Here is a 19,203-nt window from a genome sequence, read left to right on the forward strand (position 1 = left end):
TCACCCCGTCTCCCCTATCGTGAGTAAGTACTCACCCACCGTCAAGCCCCGACTGGAGCAGCCATGCCGACCGCCAAGCCGGCTCGCGAACGCATCCTGGACGCCGCACACGAGCTGATGCTCTCCGTCGGGCTCGCCCGTACCACCACCAAGGAGATCGCCAAGGGCGCGGACTGCTCCGAGGCGGCGCTGTACAAGCACTTCGCGAGCAAGGAGGAACTGTTCATCCGCGTCCTCTCCGAGCGGCTGCCCCGGCTGGCCCCCCTGCTGCAGAGCCTTGCCGCCGAGCCGGGCCGGGCCTCGCTGGAGGAGAACCTCACGGAGATCGCCCACCGGGCCGCGCTCTTCTACGAGCAGAGCTTCCCGATCGCCGCGTCGCTGTACGCCCAGACGGAGCTGAAGCGACGGCACGACGAGGCGATGCGGGAGCTGGGCACCGGTCCGCACCTGCCGATCGCGGGCCTGGACGCCTATCTGCGCGCCGAGCAGGCCGCGGGGCGGGTGCGCGCCGAGGCGGACACCTTCGCGGCGGCGTCGCTGCTGCTGGGCGCCTGTGCGCAGCGGGCGTTCGCGTACGACGCGACGAGGGAGGGCGATATGCCGCCGGCCGACGCGTTCGCGCGGCGACTGGTCCGGACGGTGCTGGTGGGGATCGGCGGGGTGGGTGGGTGACGGCACCCGGCGCCTTCTTCGCGCCCGGGGGGATGGGTGGCGCGGCCCGGCGTTGCGGGGTGCCTCCCCCACTCTCGGCTTCGCTCGAGCGGGAGGTGCCCCCACCGCCCACCCGTGCCGCCCCTGGGGGGGGGCACCTCCCAGGCCGTCAAGGCACTGGGGGAGGCACGACTGCCCGCAGCTACGCGGGTGCGGCGGCACCCACGTCCGCAGCTGCGGCGGCAGGCCACTGCCCCTGGCTGCGCCGCGGGCATCCCCATCCCCGCCACGAACCCGCACGGGCCGCCGCAGGCGCCCCCTACCCCGCCAGCCACTCGTCCACCCCCGCCAGCAGCTTCCCCTTCACCTCCTCCGGCGCAGCCGACCCCCGCACCGACTGCCGCGCCAGTTCCGCCAGCTCCGCGTCCGTGAACCCGTGGTGGTCCCGTGCGATCTCGTACTGCGCGGCCAGCCGCGCCCCGAACAGCAGCGGATCGTCCGCGCCCAGCGCCATCGGCACCCCCGCCTCGAACAGCGTCCGCAGCGGCACGTCCTCCGGCTTCTCGTACACCCCCAGCGCCACGTTCGACGCCGGACACACCTCGCACGTCACCTGCCGGTCGGCCAGCCGCTTCAGCAGCCGTGGGTCCTCCGCGGCCCGCACCCCGTGCCCGATCCGGTCCGCCTCCAGGTCGTCCAGACAGTCCCGCACCGACGCGGGCCCGGTCAGTTCACCCCCGTGCGGAGCCGACAGCAGCCCGCCCTCCCGCGCGATCGCGAACGCCCGGTCGAAGTCCCGCGCCATCCCCCGCCGCTCGTCGTTCGACAACCCGAACCCGACGACCCCCCGGTCCGCGTACCGCACGGCCAGCCGCGCCAGCGTCCGCGCGTCCAGCGGATGCTTCATCCGGTTCGCGGCCACCAGCACCCGCATCCCGATCCCGGTGTCCCGAACGGTCGTCTCCACCGCGTCCAGGATGATCTCCAGCGCCGGGATGAGCCCGCCCAGCCGGGGCGCGTACGACGTCGGGTCGACCTGGATCTCCAGCCACCCCGATCCGTCCCGCAGGTCCTCCTCCGCGGCCTCCCGCACCAGCCGCTGGATGTCCTCCGGCTCCTGGAGGCACGACCGCGCCGCGTCGTACAGCCGCTGGAAGCGGAACCAGCCCCGCTCGTCCGTCGCCCGCAGCTTCGGCGAGTCCCCGCGCTCCAGCGCCTCGGTCAGCGAATCGGGCAGCCGCACGCCGTGCTTGTCGGCCAGTTCCAGCAGGGTCGTGGGCCGCATCGACCCGGTGAAGTGCAGGTGGAGATGGGCCTTCGGCAGTTCAGAGACATCACGTACACGCTCCATTCCGTGATCCTGCCGCACGACACGCCCGACCCGACAGCACTTTCCCCGTACGTGGTCTTGCTCGCACAAACAAACAGGGCCATCACACCTCAACGTTGATGTGTGATGGCCCTGCGGAAGGGGGAACGGTCAGTCCCGCGCCTCCGCCAGCAGCTTCTGGATCCGCGAGACACCCTCGACGAGGTCCTCGTCCCCGAGCGCGTACGACAGCCGCAGGTACCCGGGCGTACCGAACGCCTCACCCGGCACCACCGCGACCTCCGCCTCCTCCAGGATCAGCGCGGCCAGCTCCACCGTGTCCTGCGGACGCTTGCCGCGGATCTCCTTGCCGAGCAGCCCCTTCACCGACGGGTAGGCGTAGAAGGCGCCCTCCGGCTCCGGGCACAGCACGCCGTCGATCTCGTTGAGCATCCGCACGATCGTCCTGCGGCGCCGGTCGAAGGCCTCCCGCATCTTCGCCACGGCGTCCAGGTCGCCGGAGACCGCGGCCAGCGCCGCCGCCTGGGCCACGTTGGAGACGTTGGACGTGGCGTGCGACTGGAGGTTCGTCGCGGCCTTGACGACGTCCTTCGGGCCGATGACCCACCCGACCCGCCAGCCGGTCATCGCGTACGTCTTGGCGACGCCGTTGACCACGATGCACTTGTCGCGCAGCTCGGGCAGGACCGCCGGCATGGACACCGAGGAGGCGTCGCCGTAGACGAGGTGCTCGTAGATCTCGTCCGTCAGCACCCACAGCCCGTGCTCGACGGCCCACTTGCCGATCGCCTCGGTCTCGGCCTCGGTGTACACGGAGCCCGTCGGGTTCGACGGCGACACGAAGAGGACGACCTTCGTCTTCTCGGTGCGCGCGGCCTCCAGCTGCTCCACGCTCACGCGGTAGCCGGTGGTCTCGTCGGCGACGACCTCGACCGGGACACCGCCGGCCAGCCGGATCGACTCCGGGTACGTCGTCCAGTACGGCGCCGGGACGATGACCTCGTCCCCCGGGTCGAGGATCGCGGCGAACGCCTCGTAGATGGCCTGCTTGCCGCCGTTGGTGACCAGGATCTGCGACGGGTCGACCTCGTAGCCCGAGTCGCGCAGCGTCTTCGCGGCGATCGCGGCCTTCAGCTCGGGCAGGCCGCCGGCCGGGGTGTAGCGGTGGAACTTCGGGTTCTTGCAGGCCTCGATCGCGGCCTCGACGATGTAGTCCGGGGTCGGGAAGTCGGGCTCACCGGCGCCGAAGCCGATCACCGGACGTCCGGCGGCCTTGAGGGCCTTGGCCTTGGCGTCCACGGCGAGGGTGGCGGACTCGGAGATCGCACCGACCCGGGCGGAGACCCGGCGCTCGGTGGGAGGGGTTGCAGCGCTCATGGGGCCATCGTTCCAGACCGGAAACTTCCCGGGCACAGGGGTTTCACGGACTGAACAGGACCGGCACCGGACCGGGCGGGGGCCTGAACATCAGTCCGGACGCGCTTTCTGTTCGACGCCCGGCCGTTGAGCACGTACACTCTCACCTCGTTGGCCTTCAGCGGCCCGCGCTCATCCGGTGCACACCGAGCATCCGGGCGGATGCGGTACGTTGGGGACACACAAAGGGTCGTAGCTCAATTGGTAGAGCACTGGTCTCCAAAACCAGCGGTTGGGGGTTCAAGTCCCTCCGGCCCTGCTACACACACCTTCGCCAGGATGTGTGCGCATGTACGTACAGCAATGCACCGCCGTGCGGCTCAGACCGGGCGCGGCACGGCCACGACCCGGAATCAGGTGAGGACGAGTGACGGACGCCGTGGGCTCCATCGACATGCCTGATGCCGAGGACGAGGCTCCGGACTCCAAGAAGAAGTCCCGCAAGGGCGGCAAGCGCGCCAAGAAGGGCCCGCTGAAGCGGCTGGCGCTCTTCTACCGCCAGATCGTCGCGGAGCTGCGCAAGGTCGTCTGGCCGACTCGCAACCAGCTGTCGACGTACACCACCGTGGTGATCATCTTCGTGGTCATCATGATCGGCCTGGTGACTCTGATTGACTATGGCTTCTCTCACGCCGCCAAGTACGTCTTCGGCTGAGTCGAGAGCGAAGGGCGCCGAGGTACCCGGCGCCCCTTTCGCGTGTTCCACCCCTATGTATCCAGGAAGAAGCAGCCACCGTGTCTGACCCGAACGTGAACGACGCCATCGAGCCGGTCGAGTCCGTCGAGGACGAGCTCGGCACCGTCGAGGGCGCCGACAACGAGGACACCCAGGTCTCCGCCGAGACCGAGGCTGCCGACGACGCCGCCGCGGACGCGGACGAGACCGTCGAGGCCCAGGACGAGACCACCGAAGAGGCCGACGAGCCCACCGAGGCGGCCGACGAGGCCGAAGCGGAGGCCGGCGAGGCGGAGGCCGAGGAGCCCGAGCTCGACCCGATCGAGGCGCTCCGCCGTGAGCTGCGCGTCCTCCCCGGCGAGTGGTACGTGATCCACACCTACGCCGGTTACGAGAACCGCGTGAAGACCAACCTCGAGCAGCGCGCCGTCTCGCTCAACGTCGAGGACTACATCTTCCAGGCCGAGGTGCCGCAGGAAGAGGTCGTCCAGATCAAGAACGGCGACCGCAAGACGATCCGCCAGAACAAGCTGCCGGGTTACGTCCTGGTCCGCATGGACCTGACCAACGAGTCCTGGGGCGTCGTCCGCAACACCCCGGGCGTCACCGGCTTCGTCGGCAACGCCTACGACCCGTACCCGCTGACGCTGGACGAGATCGTCAAGATGCTCGCCCCCGAGGCCGAGGAGAAGGCCGCCCGCGAGGCCGCCGAGGCCGAGGGCAAGCCGGCTCCGCAGCGCAAGGTCGAGGTCCAGGTCCTGGACTTCGAGGTCGGCGACTCGGTCACCGTCACCGACGGCCCGTTCGCCACGCTGCAGGCCACGATCAACGAGATCAACGCCGACTCGAAGAAGGTCAAGGGCCTCGTCGAGATCTTCGGCCGCGAGACCCCGGTCGAGCTCAGCTTCGACCAGATCCAGAAGAACTAGCCCTTCCAGGGCCAGGGCTTCTGGCGCACAGCTTCCGAACAGGTCGGACGGGCCCAGGCTGCCCGTCTGACCTGCTCGGTTTTTGGCCGCACATCCATACCCGTTATCGTTGTGCGGTATGCCTGTGTCCGGGTGGTTCCCCGGAGGCGGGCAGGACCCGAATCGAAAGGACCCGGAGAGCTATGCCTCCCAAGAAGAAGAAGGTCACGGGGCTCATCAAGCTCCAGATCCAGGCCGGTGCCGCCAACCCGGCTCCGCCGGTCGGCCCCGCGCTGGGTCAGCACGGCGTCAACATCATGGAGTTCTGCAAGGCCTACAACGCCGCGACCGAGTCGCAGCGTGGCTGGGTCATCCCGGTGGAGATCACGGTCTACGAGGACCGCTCCTTCACCTTCATCACCAAGACCCCGCCGGCCGCGAAGATGATCCTCAAGGCCGCGGGCGTGGAGAAGGGCTCCGGCGAGCCGCACAAGACCAAGGTCGCGAAGATCACGCGTGACCAGGTCCGCGAGATCGCCACCACCAAGATGCCCGACCTCAACGCCAACGACCTGGACGCCGCCGAGAAGATCATCGCCGGCACCGCGCGTTCCATGGGCGTCACGGTCGAGGGCTGACCTCCACCCCCGTAAGCCAGCAGAAGTGGCAGGGCCTGCTCGGCCCGGACCACGACTCCTAAGAAGCCAACAGGAGCAGTAGTGAGCAAGCGCAGCAAGTCTCTCCGCGCTGCGGACGCCAAGATCGACCGGGACAAGCTCTACGCCCCGCTCGAGGCCGTCCGTCTCGCCAAGGAGACCTCCACGACCAAGTTCGACGGCACCGTCGAGGTCGCCTTCCGCCTGGGTGTCGACCCGCGCAAGGCCGACCAGATGGTCCGTGGCACCGTGAACCTCCCGCACGGCACCGGCAAGACCGCCCGGGTCCTGGTCTTCGCGACCGGTGACCGTGCCGAGGCCGCGCGTGCCGCGGGCGCCGACATCGTCGGCGCCGACGAGCTGATCGACGAGGTGTCGAAGGGCCGTCTGGACTTCGACGCCGTCGTCGCCACCCCGGACCTCATGGGCAAGGTCGGCCGCCTCGGCCGCGTGCTCGGTCCCCGTGGTCTCATGCCGAACCCGAAGACCGGCACCGTGACCCCGGACGTCGCCAAGGCTGTCAACGACATCAAGGGCGGCAAGATCGAGTTCCGCGTCGACAAGCACTCGAACCTGCACTTCATCATCGGCAAGACGTCGTTCGACGACACCAAGCTGGTGGAGAACTACGCCGCGGCCCTGGAGGAAGTCCTCCGTCTGAAGCCGTCGGCCGCCAAGGGCCGCTACATCAAGAAGGCCGCCCTCAGCACCACGATGGGCCCCGGCATCCCGCTGGACTCCAACCGCACCCGCAACCTCCTCGTCGAGGAGGACCCGGCCGCGGTCTGAGCCAACGGCTCGCCCAACCGGTTCACGGGCCCCGCACCTTCCGAGGTGCGGGGCCCGTTCCCTTTTCCGTACGGGTGTCGCAGCCCTGCGTTAACGTGCGGGGCAGGACCCGTGCACGGGGCGCACGGGGCACAGGGGGTGGGCTGATGAGAAGCACGACGGCACGCCGTACGGCCGTATCGATCGCGGTGACGGCCGCGCTGGCGTGCGTCACGGCCTGCACCTCCGCCGGCGGGTCCAGCGACTCCAGGGCGTCCGCCGACCCGTCGGCCGAGCCCCTGCGCGCCGTCGAGCGGGCCACCGCGCGGGCGGGTTCGGCGAGGGTCGAGTCCACGACCGTCATGGGCACCGAGCTCTCCCTGGACGCCACGGGAGCCCTCGGCTGGGACGGCGGTCTCACCGGCACCCTGAAGATCACTTACACGGGTGGGACGACCGCCGAGACCATGCGCCGGCTGGGCACCACGGCCATGGAGGCCCGCTACCTGCCCGACGCGTACTACGCCCGGATGGGCGACGAGTTCGCCGGCCGGGTGGGCGGCAGACACTGGATCAAGTACGGGTACGCCGACCTGGAGGACCTCGGCAGCGGTGCGGCCGGTTTCGCGGAGGGCATGCGCGAGACGACGCCCGACCGGACGGTGAAGCGACTCCTGGCCTCCGGCGACGTACGCAGGGTGGGGGAGGAGACGACCCGGGGCCGGCGCACCACGCACTGGAGCGGCACCGTGGACGGCGCCACCGAGGAGACCGTCGACATCTGGGTGGACGACCGGGACCTGCTGGTCAAGAAGGTCGAGCGGGGACGGACGAAGACCGGGGAGCTGACCCAGACCGCCTACTACAGCGACTACGGCGTCGCCGTCTCCGTCGAGCGCCCGCCGGCCTCCGACACCGCGGACTTCGCGGAGCTGCTGCGGCAGACGCCGGGCGGCGGCTGACCACGCAAATCACAAGACGGTTCGAACCATTCCGGATACGCTCGCGTCCTTGCTGTGGAGAAGCGATCTCCGTGTGTGGAGAAACCGTCTGTCTCCCTTGCTCCTTGATTCCCGTGGGGGGAACGCATGAAGACTTCCGTACGCATGCCCGTCGGCGCCGGACTGGCCGCACTGCTGCTCGCCGCCGGCGCGGTCGGCTGTTCCAAGGGGGACGAGGCGGCAGAGTCCCCGAAGATGACGCCGGCGGCGGCCGTCGCCAAGGCGGCCAAGAACACGGAGGAGATCGACTCCCTCCGCTACCGGATGACGGGGCGGGCCCCCGAGGAGGGCCGGGTCGAGGCCGAGGCCCAGATGCAGATCAAGCCCACGCTCGCGATGAGCATGAAGATGACCGCACTCGACCAGGGCGCCGACGCCAAGGCGGAGATCCGGATCGTCGACAAGGCCATGTACCTCGGCGGCGGAGCCGCGGCGGCCAAGGAGATGGACGGCAAGAGCTGGATCAAGTTCGACCTGGCCGCGATGGGCGCCGGCGACGAGCTGAACCAGCTGGGCGGAGCCTCCCAGGCCGACAAGAACCCGGCGACGGAGTCCACCTTCCTCACCGGCGCCAAGGACGTGGAGAAGGTCGGCACCGAGACCGTCGAAGGTGTCGAGACCACCCACTACAAGGGCACCGTCACCCTCGCCGACCTGGAGAAGTCCCTCGAGGGCGAGGACAAGGCGACCCAGGAGAAGCGGCAGAAGAGCCTCGAGCAGTACGAGAAGATGGGCGTCGACAAGCTCACGATGGACATGTGGGTCGACGGCGACGACCAGACCAAGCAGTTCCGGATGCGGGGCGACGCCGACAAGGGCCCGCTGGACATGACCATCACCTTCCTCGGGATCAACGAGCCCGTGAAGGTCGCCGCGCCGCCGGCGAAGGACACGGTCGACCTGGCCGAGATGATGCAGGAGGCCCAGCAGGGCTGAGCCGCCGGCGGCCCGTCGCCCGGGTCGCCGTACGGGCGGATTTGCTTGACACTGACCCGTTCACGTACGCTCTTCGACGAAGCCAAAGACCGCTGGTCGTTGCCGTGTGCTCGCGAGAGTCACGGTGGCCGAAGGATCCGCTGAACTGCGGACGACCCGCGCAGGTGACTGTGGATGAACTCCCGGAGTGCCCGCCCCGTGCGGATGCCGACCGGTCGAGTCACGCCCCGTGCGCCTGCGCCGGGGCGTTTCGTTTCCCCAGTCCTCCTTCGGGTCCGCGCGGTCCGAATCACCCGGAAGGAGGCCGAGGCTCTATGGCGACGCCCGAAAAGGCTGCCGCGGTTGCCGAGCTGACGGACAAGTTCCGCAGCTCCAACGCCGCCGTGCTGACCGAGTACCGCGGTCTCACCGTGGCGCAGCTCAAGACGCTGCGCCGGTCGCTCGGTGAGAACGCCCAGTACGCCGTGGTGAAGAACACGCTGACCAAGATTGCGGCCAACGAGGCCGGGATCACGCTCGACGACCAGCTCTTCGCTGGTCCGACGGCCGTCGCCTTCGTCACCGGTGACCCGGTGGAGTCGGCGAAGGGTCTGCGCGACTTCGCCAAGGAAAACCCGAACCTCGTCATCAAGGGCGGTGTCCTTGACGGCAAGGCGCTGTCCGCCGACGAGATCAAGAAGCTTGCGGACCTCGAGTCCCGCGAGGTTCTGCTCTCCAAGCTGGCCGGTGCCATGAAGGGCAAGCAGTCGCAGGCTGCCTCTGTCTTCCAGGCGCTGCCGTCGAAGCTCGTCCGCACCGTGGACGCGCTCCGTGCCAAGCAGGACGAGCAGGGCGGTGCCGAGTAATTCGGCTCGCTTTCTGACCCACGCCGCCTAGCGGCACGGGTCGCAGCGGGCCCGACGTACGCCCGCCTCACCCCGTACACCCGGCACCTGCCGAATTAGTGGAAGGACCGCCATCATGGCGAAGCTCAGCCAGGAAGACCTCCTCGCCCAGTTCGAGGAGATGACCCTCATCGAGCTCTCCGAGTTCGTGAAGGCCTTCGAGGAGAAGTTCGACGTCACCGCCGCCGCTGCCGCGCCGGTCGTCGTCGCCGGTGGTGCCGCTGGTGGCGGCGCCGCCGAGGCCGCCGAGGAGAAGGACGAGTTCGACGTCATCCTCACCGGCGCCGGTGACAAGAAGATCCAGGTCATCAAGGTCGTGCGTGAGCTGACCTCCCTGGGTCTGAAGGAGGCCAAGGACCTCGTCGACGGCACCCCGAAGCCGGTCCTCGAGAAGGTCAACAAGGAGGCCGCTGACAAGGCCGCCGAGTCCCTCAAGGGCGCCGGCGCCTCCGTCGAGGTCAAGTAAGACCGCACCGGCACCACGGATCCGTCAGGGTCTGTAACGCCGTAGCACCGAAGAGCGATCATCCATCCGGGTGGTCGCTCTTCGGCGTGCCGGGGGTCCGGCGGTGGCTGCCTTGCGCGCGTCGCGGCGAAGAGTATGGTGATCTTCGTCGTGCCGTCTCCGGGGCCCTGAGAGCCGCTGGAGGCAACCGGTTCGGGCCAAGGGGGGCCTTGACGAACCGCACGCAGCGCGCAATTCTCAGGGCGTCGTCAAAGGATCCGAATCCGAGGCATGGATCGACGGCGAAGAGGGCAGTATCTGGGTGCGTTGAGGGCGAGGCCTTGCCGCACAGGTGGTGAGAACAACGAGGAGCGAACACGGTCCCCGAGAACCGCACTGGACATCAGTGTGCCAAGTGGCTACACTGACCCTTTGCGCTGCCTGTTAGCTGCCCCCTGCCCGTCACCAGGGGTCTGCCCTCGCCCGAGCACTGACGACCAGAGCATGCCTGACCTGGCTCTTCAGCCACAAAAGGCACCCCCTGTCTTCGTGTGAGGAAGAGGGGCCGGTACGCGCGTAGTGAGTCCGAGCCCTCGGAAGGACCCCCTCTTGGCCGCCTCGCGCAATGCCTCGACCGCGAATACGAACAACGCTGCCAGCACCGCCCCGCTGCGCATCTCCTTTGCAAAGATCAAGGAGCCCCTCGAGGTTCCGAACCTTCTCGCGCTGCAAACCGAGAGCTTCGACTGGCTCCTCGGCAACGACGCCTGGAAGGCTCGCGTCGAGTCGGCTCTGGAGTCCGGTCAGGACGTCCCCACCAAGTCCGGTCTGGAAGAGATCTTCGAGGAGATCTCGCCGATCGAGGACTTCTCCGGGTCGATGTCGCTGACGTTCCGCGACCACCGCTTCGAGCCCCCCAAGAACAGCATCGACGAGTGCAAGGACCGTGACTTCACGTACGCGGCCCCGCTCTTCGTCACCGCCGAGTTCACCAACAACGAGACCGGCGAGATCAAGTCCCAGACGGTCTTCATGGGCGACTTCCCGCTCATGACCAACAAGGGCACTTTCGTCATCAACGGCACCGAGCGTGTCGTCGTGTCGCAGCTCGTCCGTTCGCCGGGCGTCTACTTCGACTCCTCGATCGACAAGACGTCCGACAAGGACATCTTCTCCGCCAAGATCATCCCGTCCCGGGGTGCCTGGCTGGAGATGGAGATCGACAAGCGCGACATGGTCGGTGTCCGCATCGACCGCAAGCGCAAGCAGTCCGTGACCGTCCTGCTCAAGGCGCTCGGGTGGACCACCGAGCAGATCCTCGAGGAGTTCGGCGAGTACGAGTCCATGCGCGCCACCCTGGAGAAGGACCACACCCAGGGCCAGGACGACGCGCTGCTCGACATCTACCGCAAGCTGCGTCCGGGCGAGCCCCCCACGCGTGAGGCCGCGCAGACGCTTCTTGAGAACCTGTACTTCAACCCGAAGCGCTACGACCTCGCCAAGGTCGGCCGCTACAAGGTCAACAAGAAGCTCGGCGCCGACGAGCCCCTGGACGCCGGCGTTCTGACCACCGACGACATCATCGCCACCATCAAGTACCTGGTGAAGCTGCACGCCGGTGAGACCGAGACGGTCGGCGAGTCGGGCCGGGAGATCGTCGTCGAGACCGACGACATCGACCACTTCGGCAACCGCCGCATCCGCAACGTCGGCGAGCTGATCCAGAACCAGGTCCGTACGGGTCTCGCCCGTATGGAGCGTGTCGTGCGCGAGCGCATGACCACCCAGGACGTCGAGGCGATCACGCCGCAGACCCTGATCAACATCCGGCCGGTCGTCGCCTCCATCAAGGAGTTTTTCGGCACCAGCCAGCTGTCCCAGTTCATGGACCAGAACAACCCGCTGTCGGGGCTGACGCACAAGCGTCGTCTGAACGCCCTCGGCCCGGGTGGTCTCTCCCGTGAGCGGGCCGGCTTCGAGGTCCGTGACGTCCACCCGTCGCACTACGGCCGCATGTGCCCGATCGAGACGCCCGAAGGCCCGAACATCGGTCTGATCGGCTCGCTCGCCTCGTACGGCCGGATCAACCCGTTCGGTTTCATCGAGACGCCGTACCGCAAGGTCGTCGACGGCCAGGTCACCGACGAGGTGGACTACCTGACCGCCGACGAGGAGGACCGCTTCGTCATCGCGCAGGCCAACGCCACGCTCAACGACGACATGCGGTTCGCCGAGGCCCGCGTCCTGGTCCGCCGTCGTGGCGGCGAGGTCGACTACGTCCCCGGTGACGACGTCGACTACATGGACGTCTCGCCGCGCCAGATGGTGTCGGTCGCGACCGCCATGATCCCGTTCCTCGAGCACGACGACGCCAACCGTGCCCTCATGGGCGCGAACATGATGCGTCAGGCGGTGCCGCTCATCAAGAGCGAGTCCCCGCTGGTCGGCACCGGCATGGAGTACCGCTCCGCCGCCGACGCCGGCGACGTGGTCAAGGCCGAGAAGGCGGGTGTGGTCCAGGAGGTCTCCGCGGACTACATCACCACCACCAACGACGACGGCACGTACATCACGTACCGCCTGGCCAAGTTCTCCCGGTCCAACCAGGGCACCTCGGTCAACCAGAAGGTCATCGTCTCCGAGGGCGACCGCGTCATCGAGGGCCAGGTCCTCGCCGACGGTCCGGCCACCGAGAACGGCGAGATGGCGCTCGGCAAGAACCTGCTGGTCGCCTTCATGCCGTGGGAGGGTCACAACTACGAGGACGCGATCATCCTGTCGCAGCGCCTCGTGCAGGACGACGTCCTCTCCTCGATCCACATCGAGGAGCACGAGGTCGACGCCCGTGACACCAAGCTCGGCCCCGAGGAGATCACCCGGGACATCCCGAACGTCTCCGAGGAGGTCCTCGCCGACCTCGACGAGCGCGGCATCATCCGCATCGGTGCCGAGGTCGTCGCCGGCGACATCCTCGTCGGCAAGGTCACGCCCAAGGGTGAGACCGAGCTGACCCCGGAGGAGCGCCTGCTCCGCGCGATCTTCGGTGAGAAGGCGCGCGAGGTCCGCGACACCTCCCTGAAGGTGCCGCACGGTGAGATCGGCAAGGTCATCGGCGTCCGCGTCTTCGACCGCGAAGAGGGCGACGAGCTGCCGCCGGGCGTGAACCAGCTGGTCCGCGTCTACGTCGCGCAGAAGCGCAAGATCACCGACGGTGACAAGCTCGCCGGCCGTCACGGCAACAAGGGCGTCATCTCCAAGATCAACCCGATCGAGGACATGCCGTTCCTGGAGGACGGCACGCCGGTCGACATCATCCTCAACCCGCTGGGTGTCCCGTCCCGAATGAACCCGGGACAGGTCCTGGAGATCCACCTCGGCTGGCTCGCCAGCCAGGGCTGGGACGTCTCCGGTCTCGCGGACGAGTGGGCGCAGCGCCTCCAGAACATCGGCGCCGACAAGGTGGAGCCGCGTACCAACGTGGCCACGCCGGTCTTCGACGGTGCGCGTGAGGACGAGCTCGCCGGTCTGCTGGAGCACACCATCCCGAACCGCGACGGCGAGCGCATGGTGCTCCCGTCCGGCAAGGCCCGGCTGTTCGACGGCCGCAGCGGTGAGCCGTTCCCGGACCCGATCTCGGTCGGGTACATGTACATCCTCAAGCTGCACCACCTGGTCGACGACAAGCTGCACGCCCGGTCGACCGGCCCGTACTCGATGATCACCCAGCAGCCGCTGGGTGGTAAGGCCCAGTTCGGTGGCCAGCGGTTCGGCGAGATGGAGGTGTGGGCACTCGAGGCGTACGGAGCGGCCTACGCCCTCCAGGAGCTGCTGACCATCAAGTCCGACGACGTGACCGGCCGCGTGAAGGTCTACGAGGCCATCGTCAAGGGCGAGAACATCCCTGAGCCCGGCATCCCCGAGTCCTTCAAGGTGCTCATCAAGGAGATGCAGTCCCTGTGCCTCAACGTGGAGGTGCTGTCCAGCGACGGTATGTCCATCGAGATGCGTGACACCGACGAGGACGTCTTCCGCGCAGCGGAGGAGCTCGGCATCGACCTGTCCCGGCGCGAGCCGAGCAGCGTCGAAGAGGTCTGACGGGAGTCCGGTCCGGAGGTTCAGCGATGAAGATCCCTGAGCCTCCGGCCGGCCCCAGGACCCCCGTATCAGACCCCAAGACTTACAACCCTGAGAGGGATTGACGCATAGTGCTCGACGTCAACTTCTTCGACGAGCTCCGGATCGGTCTGGCCACCGCTGACGACATCCGTCAGTGGAGCCACGGCGAGGTCAAGAAGCCCGAGACCATCAACTACCGCACCCTCAAGCCCGAAAAGGACGGACTCTTCTGCGAGAAGATCTTCGGTCCGACCCGGGACTGGGAGTGCTACTGCGGCAAGTACAAGCGCGTCCGCTTCAAGGGCATCATCTGTGAGCGCTGTGGCGTCGAGGTCACGCGCGCCAAGGTGCGCCGTGAGCGGATGGGCCACATCGAGCTGGCCGCTCCCGTCACCCACATCTGGTACTTCAAGGGCGTTCCGTCGCGGCTGGGTTACCTGCTCGACCTCGCCCCGAAGGACCTCGAGAAGGTCATCTACTTCGCCGCGTACATGATCACGTACGTGGACGAGGAGCGCCGCACCCGCGACCTGCCGTCGCTGGAGGCCCACGTCTCCGTCGAGCGCCAGCAGATCGAGAACCGTCGCGACGCCGACCTGGAAGCCCGCGCCAAGAAGCTCGAGACGGACCTCGCCGAGCTGGAGGCCGAGGGCGCCAAGGCCGACGTGCGCCGCAAGGTGCGCGAGGGTGCCGAGCGTGAGATGAAGCAGCTGCGCGACCGTGCGCAGCGCGAGATCGACCGCCTCGACGAGGTGTGGAACCGGTTCAAGAACCTCAAGGTCCAGGACCTGGAGGGCGACGAGCTGCTCTACCGCGAGCTGCGCGACCGCTTCGGCACCTACTTCGACGGCTCGATGGGCGCCGCCGCGCTGCAGAAGCGCCTGGAGTCCTTCGACCTCGACGAGGAGGCCGAGCGCCTCCGCGAGATCATCCGCACCGGCAAGGGCCAGAAGAAGACCCGTGCGCTCAAGCGCCTCAAGGTCGTCTCCGCGTTCCTGCAGACCAGCAACAGCCCCAAGGGCATGGTGCTGGACTGCGTGCCGGTCATCCCGCCGGACCTGCGTCCGATGGTGCAGCTGGACGGTGGCCGCTTCGCGACCTCCGACCTGAACGACCTGTACCGCCGCGTGATCAACCGCAACAACCGCCTGAAGCGGCTTCTCGACCTCGGCGCGCCCGAGATCATCGTGAACAACGAGAAGCGCATGCTCCAGGAGGCCGTGGACGCCCTCTTCGACAACGGTCGTCGTGGTCGCCCGGTGACCGGTCCGGGCAACCGCCCGCTGAAGTCCCTGAGCGACATGCTCAAGGGCAAGCAGGGTCGTTTCCGTCAGAACCTGCTCGGTAAGCGTGTGGACTACTCCGCGCGTTCCGTCATCGTCGTCGGCCCGCAGCTGAAGCTGCACCAGTGCGGTCTGCCCAAGGCCATGGCGCTGGAGCTCTTCAAGCCGTTCGTGATGAAGCGCCTGGTCGACCTGAACCACGCGCAGAACATCAAGAGCGCCAAGCGCATGGTCGAGCGCGGCCGCACGGTCGTGTACGACGTGCTGGAAGAGGTCATCGCGGAGCACCCGGTTCTGCTGAACCGTGCGCCCACGCTGCACCGCCTCGGCATCCAGGCCTTCGAGCCGCAGCTGGTCGAGGGCAAGGCTATCCAGATCCACCCGCTCGTCTGCACCGCGTTCAACGCGGACTTCGACGGTGACCAGATGGCCGTCCACCTGCCGCTCTCCGCGGAGGCGCAGGCCGAGGCCCGCATCCTGATGCTGTCCTCGAACAACATCCTCAAGCCGGCCGACGGCCGTCCGGTGACGATGCCGACCCAGGACATGGTCCTCGGTCTGTTCTTCCTCACCACCGACGGCGAGGGCCGCGACCTCAAGGGCGAGGGCCGTGCCTTCGGCTCCGCCGCCGAGGCGATCATGGCGTTCGACGCGGGCGACCTGTCGCTCCAGTCGAAGGTCGACATCCGCTTCCCGGTGGGCACCATCCCGCCCCGCGGCTGGGAGCCCCCGGCCCGCGAGGAGGGTGAGCCGGAGTGGCAGCAGGGTGACACCTTCACCCTGAAGACCACGCTGGGCCGCGCGCTCTTCAACGAGCTGCTGCCCGAGGACTACCCCTTCGTCGACTACGAGGTCGGCAAGAAGCAGCTCTCCGAGATCGTCAACGACCTTGCCGAGCGCTACCCGAAGGTCATCGTGGCGGCGACGCTCGACAACCTGAAGGCGGCCGGCTTCTTCTGGGCCACCCGTTCCGGCGTGACCGTGGCCATCTCCGACGTCGTCGTTCCCGAGGCGAAGAAGGAGATCGTCCGCGGCTACGAGGCGCAGGACGAGAAGGTCCAGAAGCAGTACGAGCGCGGTCTGATCACCAAGGACGAGCGCACGCAGGAGCTCATCGCGATCTGGACCAAGGCGACCAACGAGGTCGCCGAGGCGATGAACGACAACTTCCCGAAGACCAACCCGATCTTCATGATGGTGAACTCGGGTGCACGAGGCAACATGATGCAGATGCGTCAGATCGCCGGTATGCGTGGTCTGGTGTCGAACGCGAAGAACGAGACGATCCCGCGTCCGATCAAGGCGTCGTTCCGTGAGGGTCTGTCCGTGCTGGAGTACTTCATCTCCACGCACGGTGCCCGTAAGGGTCTGGCGGACACCGCTCTGCGTACCGCCGACTCGGGTTACCTCACGCGTCGTCTGGTCGACGTCTCCCAGGACGTCATCATTCGCGAGGAGGACTGCGGCACCGAGCGCGGTCTGCGGCTGCGGATCGCCGAGCGCGGCGCCGACGGCGTCCTGCGCAAGACGGACGACGTCGAGACCAGCGTCTACGCCCGCATGCTCGCCGAGGACGTCGTCATCGACGGCAAGGTCATCGCGCCGGCCAACGTCGACCTCGGTGACGTGCTCATCGACCAGCTGGTGCGCCACGGTGTCGAGGAGGTCAAGACCCGCTCGATCCTGACCTGCGAGTCCCAGGTCGGCACCTGCGCCATGTGCTACGGCCGCTCGCTGGCCACCGGCAAGCTGGTCGACATCGGTGAGGCGGTCGGCATCATCGCCGCCCAGTCCATCGGTGAGCCCGGTACCCAGCTGACGATGCGTACCTTCCACACCGGTGGTGTGGCCGGTGACGACATCACCCAGGGTCTGCCGCGTGTCGTCGAGCTCTTCGAGGCCCGTACCCCGAAGGGTGTCGCCCCGATCTCCGAGGCCTCCGGCCGCGTCCGGATCGAGGAGACCGAGAAGACCAAGAAGATCGTCGTCACCCCGGACGACGGCAGCGACGAGACGGCGTTCCCGATCTCGAAGCGTGCCCGTCTGCTGGTCTCCGAGGGCGACCACGTCGAGGTGGGCCAGAAGCTCACCGTGGGTGCTACCAACCCGCACGACGTGCTGCGCATCCTGGGTCAGCGTGCCGTCCAGGTCCACCTGGTCGGCGAGGTCCAGAAGGTCTACAACTCGCAGGGCGTGTCGATCCACGACAAGCACATCGAGATCATCATCCGGCAGATGCTGCGCCGCGTGACGATCATCGAGTCCGGCGACGCCGAGCTGCTGCCCGGCGAGCTGGTCGAGCGGTCGAAGTTCGAGACCGAGAACCGTCGTGTGGTCCAGGAGGGCGGTCACCCGGCCTCCGGTCGTCCGCAGCTGATGGGTATCACCAAGGCCTCGCTGGCGACGGAATCCTGGCTGTCGGCCGCCTCCTTCCAGGAGACGACCCGAGTCCTGACGGACGCGGCGATCAACGCCAAGTCCGACAGCCTCATCGGCCTCAAGGAGAACGTCATCATCGGTAAGCTCATCCCGGCCGGTACGGGCCTGTCCCGCTACCGCAACATCCGGGTCGAGCCGACCGAGGAGGCCAAGGCCGCGATGTACTCGGCCGTCGGCTACGACGACATCGACTACTCGCCGTTCGGCACGGGCTCCGGCCAGGCCGTTCCGCTGGAGGACTACGACTACGGTCCGTACAACCAGTAAGCGAGCAGCTTGATACGACCGAAGGGCGGTCACCCCGAGTGGGTGGCCGCCCTTCGGCGTGTGTGCGGGACGGGTCTACGGCACGCCCAGCTCGAAGATGACGTAGTGCGCGTACCAGCCGGAGGCGAGCGCGGCCGTGGTGAAGAAGACCGCCAGGCTCGGGAGCTTGAGGCGGGCCAGGGCCGCGGCCGGGGCCAGGAGCAGCGGGAAGGCCGGCAGCAGGTAGCGCATGGTGTTGCCGAACATCTGCTGGGTGCCCAGGACCGTGATGATCGTCGCCAGGGTGTACGCGACCAGGACCAGCGGGGGCTTCTTGCGCAGCATCAGGGCGATGAGGAAGGGCAGCGCCAGGACCAGCTGGAGGGAGAGCAGGTCAGGGGTGGAGAAGGCGAAGACGTAGTCGCCCTTGCCCACCGCGAGGTTGCGCAGCACGTCCAGGGTGTAGGCGCCGTAGTCGAAGAAGTGCGCCCAGCCCTCGCGCTGGAGGGTGAAGTACGCGGTGGCCTCGCCGGTGCTGTAGCCGACCCAGGCGATGTAGCCGAGCAGGCCCAGGGGCGCCACGACCATGGCGTAGACCGGGCCCCGTACCCCGTGCTCGCGCCGGCCGGACGGGCGCGCGACGGTCACCAGCGCGGCGAGCCCCACGGCGCCGATGAGGACGGCGGAGGTGGGGCGGTTCAGTCCCGCGGTGAAGGCGAGCAGGCCCGCCGCGACCCAGCGCTTGGTCATCACGGCGTAGCAGGCCCAGGCGGCGATGGCGACGAACAGGGACTCGGAGTAGACCGCCCACTCGACGCCGGCCCCGGGAGCGACGGCCCACAGCCCGGCGGCGACGGTGCCGGCGCGGGCCCCGGCGATCAGGCGGACCACGGCGAAGATGCCCGCGGCGGCGACGAACGAGAAGACGACGGAGACGAGGATGCCCGAGCCGTACAGGCCGAGGCCCGTGGTCTCCGAGACCATGCGGATCAGCGCCGGGTAGAGCGGGAAGAAGGCGACCGAGTTCTGCTGGACCGTGAAGAGGCCGTCGCCGCCGAGCCGCACCAGGGAGGGGCTGTAGCCGTGTTCGGCGACCTGGAGGTACCACCACCCGTCCCAGGTGGCCAGGACGTCCCACCAGTGGGCACCGCCGCCGAAGCGCGGGTTCTTGCCCTTGTAGTCCCCGGCGTACTCCAGCAGGGAGGCGAACACCGCGAGGCCGACGAGCTTCGTGACGGCGTACAGGGCGAGCGCGGGCAGGTAGGGGCGGGCGGCGTCCGGCAGGGGCGGGAGCCAGGTCCGCAGGTCGCGCGGAGGGCGCTCCTTGCGGGAGTCGTCGGGCAGCCCTTCCCGGGCGCCGCGCGACCCGTCGGTCACCGTGTCGTCGGCAGCCGTGTCCATGGCTGTCATCCCCCTCGGTCCGCCCTCAAGCGTCAATTGCTGCCATA

14 protein-coding genes and 1 tRNA gene are annotated in these 19,203 nt (G+C 68.2%); 12 read left to right on the forward strand and 3 right to left on the reverse strand.

All coding sequences use genetic code 11. The features are described 5' to 3' along the window. Positions 1-63 precede the first annotated feature (63 nt). Positions 64-672 carry a TetR/AcrR family transcriptional regulator gene (locus ACLIN4_RS20860; protein ID WP_100044834.1) on the forward strand — a complete coding sequence of 203 codons (609 nt, stop codon included), beginning with the start codon at positions 64-66 and terminating at the stop codon, positions 670-672. A 298-nt stretch (positions 673-970) separates the two neighbouring features. On the opposite strand, the gene ACLIN4_RS20865 is transcribed toward ACLIN4_RS20860, so the two are convergent. Further along, on the reverse strand, positions 971-2,002 hold the full coding sequence (locus ACLIN4_RS20865; RefSeq protein WP_411576108.1) for an adenosine deaminase: 1,032 nt from the start codon (positions 2,000-2,002) through the stop codon (positions 971-973). Positions 2,003-2,131: 129 nt separating this feature from the next. Further along, positions 2,132-3,358 (reverse strand): pyridoxal phosphate-dependent aminotransferase, encoded by a 1,227-nt coding sequence (locus ACLIN4_RS20870; RefSeq protein WP_100044832.1) that lies wholly within the window; start codon positions 3,356-3,358, stop codon positions 2,132-2,134. Positions 3,359-3,583: 225 nt separating this feature from the next. Between ACLIN4_RS20870 and ACLIN4_RS20875 the strand changes: the two genes are divergently transcribed. The 11 genes from ACLIN4_RS20875 to ACLIN4_RS20925 all read left to right on the forward strand — a co-directional run bounded on the left by ACLIN4_RS20875 (position 3,584) and on the right by ACLIN4_RS20925 (position 17,776). Further along, positions 3,584-3,656 (forward strand) — tRNA-Trp (locus ACLIN4_RS20875). A gap of 108 nt (positions 3,657-3,764) precedes the next feature. Further along, entirely contained in the window at positions 3,765-4,052 is a 288-nt protein-coding gene (gene secE, locus ACLIN4_RS20880; RefSeq protein WP_043381098.1) for a preprotein translocase subunit SecE, read from the forward strand. A gap of 80 nt (positions 4,053-4,132) precedes the next feature. Next, positions 4,133-5,002, forward strand: coding sequence for a transcription termination/antitermination protein NusG (nusG, locus tag ACLIN4_RS20885; RefSeq protein ID WP_289906732.1), 870 nt, complete (start codon positions 4,133-4,135; stop codon positions 5,000-5,002). Positions 5,003-5,184: 182 nt separating this feature from the next. Then, on the forward strand, positions 5,185-5,619 hold the full coding sequence (gene rplK, locus ACLIN4_RS20890) for a 50S ribosomal protein L11 (RefSeq protein WP_006130605.1): 435 nt from the start codon (positions 5,185-5,187) through the stop codon (positions 5,617-5,619). Positions 5,620-5,700: 81 nt separating this feature from the next. Further along, positions 5,701-6,426, forward strand: coding sequence for a 50S ribosomal protein L1 (gene rplA / locus ACLIN4_RS20895; protein ID WP_100044830.1), 726 nt, complete (start codon positions 5,701-5,703; stop codon positions 6,424-6,426). 146 nt (positions 6,427-6,572) lie between these two features. Next, positions 6,573-7,367, forward strand: coding sequence for a hypothetical protein (locus ACLIN4_RS20900; RefSeq protein WP_411576109.1), 795 nt, complete (start codon positions 6,573-6,575; stop codon positions 7,365-7,367). A gap of 126 nt (positions 7,368-7,493) precedes the next feature. Further along, positions 7,494-8,342, forward strand: a complete 849-nt coding sequence (locus tag ACLIN4_RS20905; RefSeq protein WP_107478457.1) for a DUF1396 domain-containing protein — start codon at positions 7,494-7,496, stop codon at positions 8,340-8,342. A 314-nt stretch (positions 8,343-8,656) separates the two neighbouring features. After that, entirely contained in the window at positions 8,657-9,187 is a 531-nt protein-coding gene (gene rplJ / locus ACLIN4_RS20910; RefSeq protein ID WP_019329679.1) for a 50S ribosomal protein L10, read from the forward strand. A gap of 115 nt (positions 9,188-9,302) precedes the next feature. Then, positions 9,303-9,692, forward strand: coding sequence for a 50S ribosomal protein L7/L12 (gene rplL / locus ACLIN4_RS20915; protein ID WP_100044827.1), 390 nt, complete (start codon positions 9,303-9,305; stop codon positions 9,690-9,692). A gap of 588 nt (positions 9,693-10,280) precedes the next feature. After that, on the forward strand, positions 10,281-13,766 hold the full coding sequence (rpoB, locus tag ACLIN4_RS20920) for a DNA-directed RNA polymerase subunit beta (RefSeq protein ID WP_043381080.1): 3,486 nt from the start codon (positions 10,281-10,283) through the stop codon (positions 13,764-13,766). Between the two features lie 110 nt (positions 13,767-13,876). Then, on the forward strand, positions 13,877-17,776 hold the full coding sequence (locus ACLIN4_RS20925; protein WP_100044826.1) for a DNA-directed RNA polymerase subunit beta': 3,900 nt from the start codon (positions 13,877-13,879) through the stop codon (positions 17,774-17,776). Between the two features lie 75 nt (positions 17,777-17,851). Here ACLIN4_RS20925 and ACLIN4_RS20930 read toward each other — a convergent pair whose 3' ends face one another. Beyond that, on the reverse strand, positions 17,852-19,156 hold the full coding sequence (locus tag ACLIN4_RS20930; protein WP_179342530.1) for a glycosyltransferase family 39 protein: 1,305 nt from the start codon (positions 19,154-19,156) through the stop codon (positions 17,852-17,854). Positions 19,157-19,203: the final 47 nt, after the last annotated feature.

The sequence above is a fragment of the Streptomyces mutabilis genome (assembly GCF_046628145.1).
GTDB classification, from domain to species: domain Bacteria; phylum Actinomycetota; class Actinomycetes; order Streptomycetales; family Streptomycetaceae; genus Streptomyces; species Streptomyces mutabilis.

Bases quoted from the DNA above. Each gene is read 5' to 3' on its own strand.
- ACLIN4_RS20860 (WP_100044834.1), top strand. From the start codon at position 64: ATGCCGACCGCCAAGCCGGCTCGCGAACGCATCCTGGACGCCGCACAC.
- ACLIN4_RS20865 (WP_411576108.1), bottom strand. From the start codon at position 2,002: ATGGAGCGTGTACGTGATGTCTCTGAACTGCCGAAGGCCCATCTCCAC.
- ACLIN4_RS20870 (WP_100044832.1), bottom strand. From the start codon at position 3,358: ATGAGCGCTGCAACCCCTCCCACCGAGCGCCGGGTCTCCGCCCGGGTC.
- rplK (WP_006130605.1), top strand. From the start codon at position 5,185: ATGCCTCCCAAGAAGAAGAAGGTCACGGGGCTCATCAAGCTCCAGATC.
- ACLIN4_RS20900 (WP_411576109.1), top strand. From the start codon at position 6,573: ATGAGAAGCACGACGGCACGCCGTACGGCCGTATCGATCGCGGTGACG.
- ACLIN4_RS20905 (WP_107478457.1), top strand. From the start codon at position 7,494: ATGAAGACTTCCGTACGCATGCCCGTCGGCGCCGGACTGGCCGCACTG.
- rplJ (WP_019329679.1), top strand. From the start codon at position 8,657: ATGGCGACGCCCGAAAAGGCTGCCGCGGTTGCCGAGCTGACGGACAAG.
- rplL (WP_100044827.1), top strand. From the start codon at position 9,303: ATGGCGAAGCTCAGCCAGGAAGACCTCCTCGCCCAGTTCGAGGAGATG.
- ACLIN4_RS20930 (WP_179342530.1), bottom strand. From the start codon at position 19,156: ATGGACACGGCTGCCGACGACACGGTGACCGACGGGTCGCGCGGCGCC.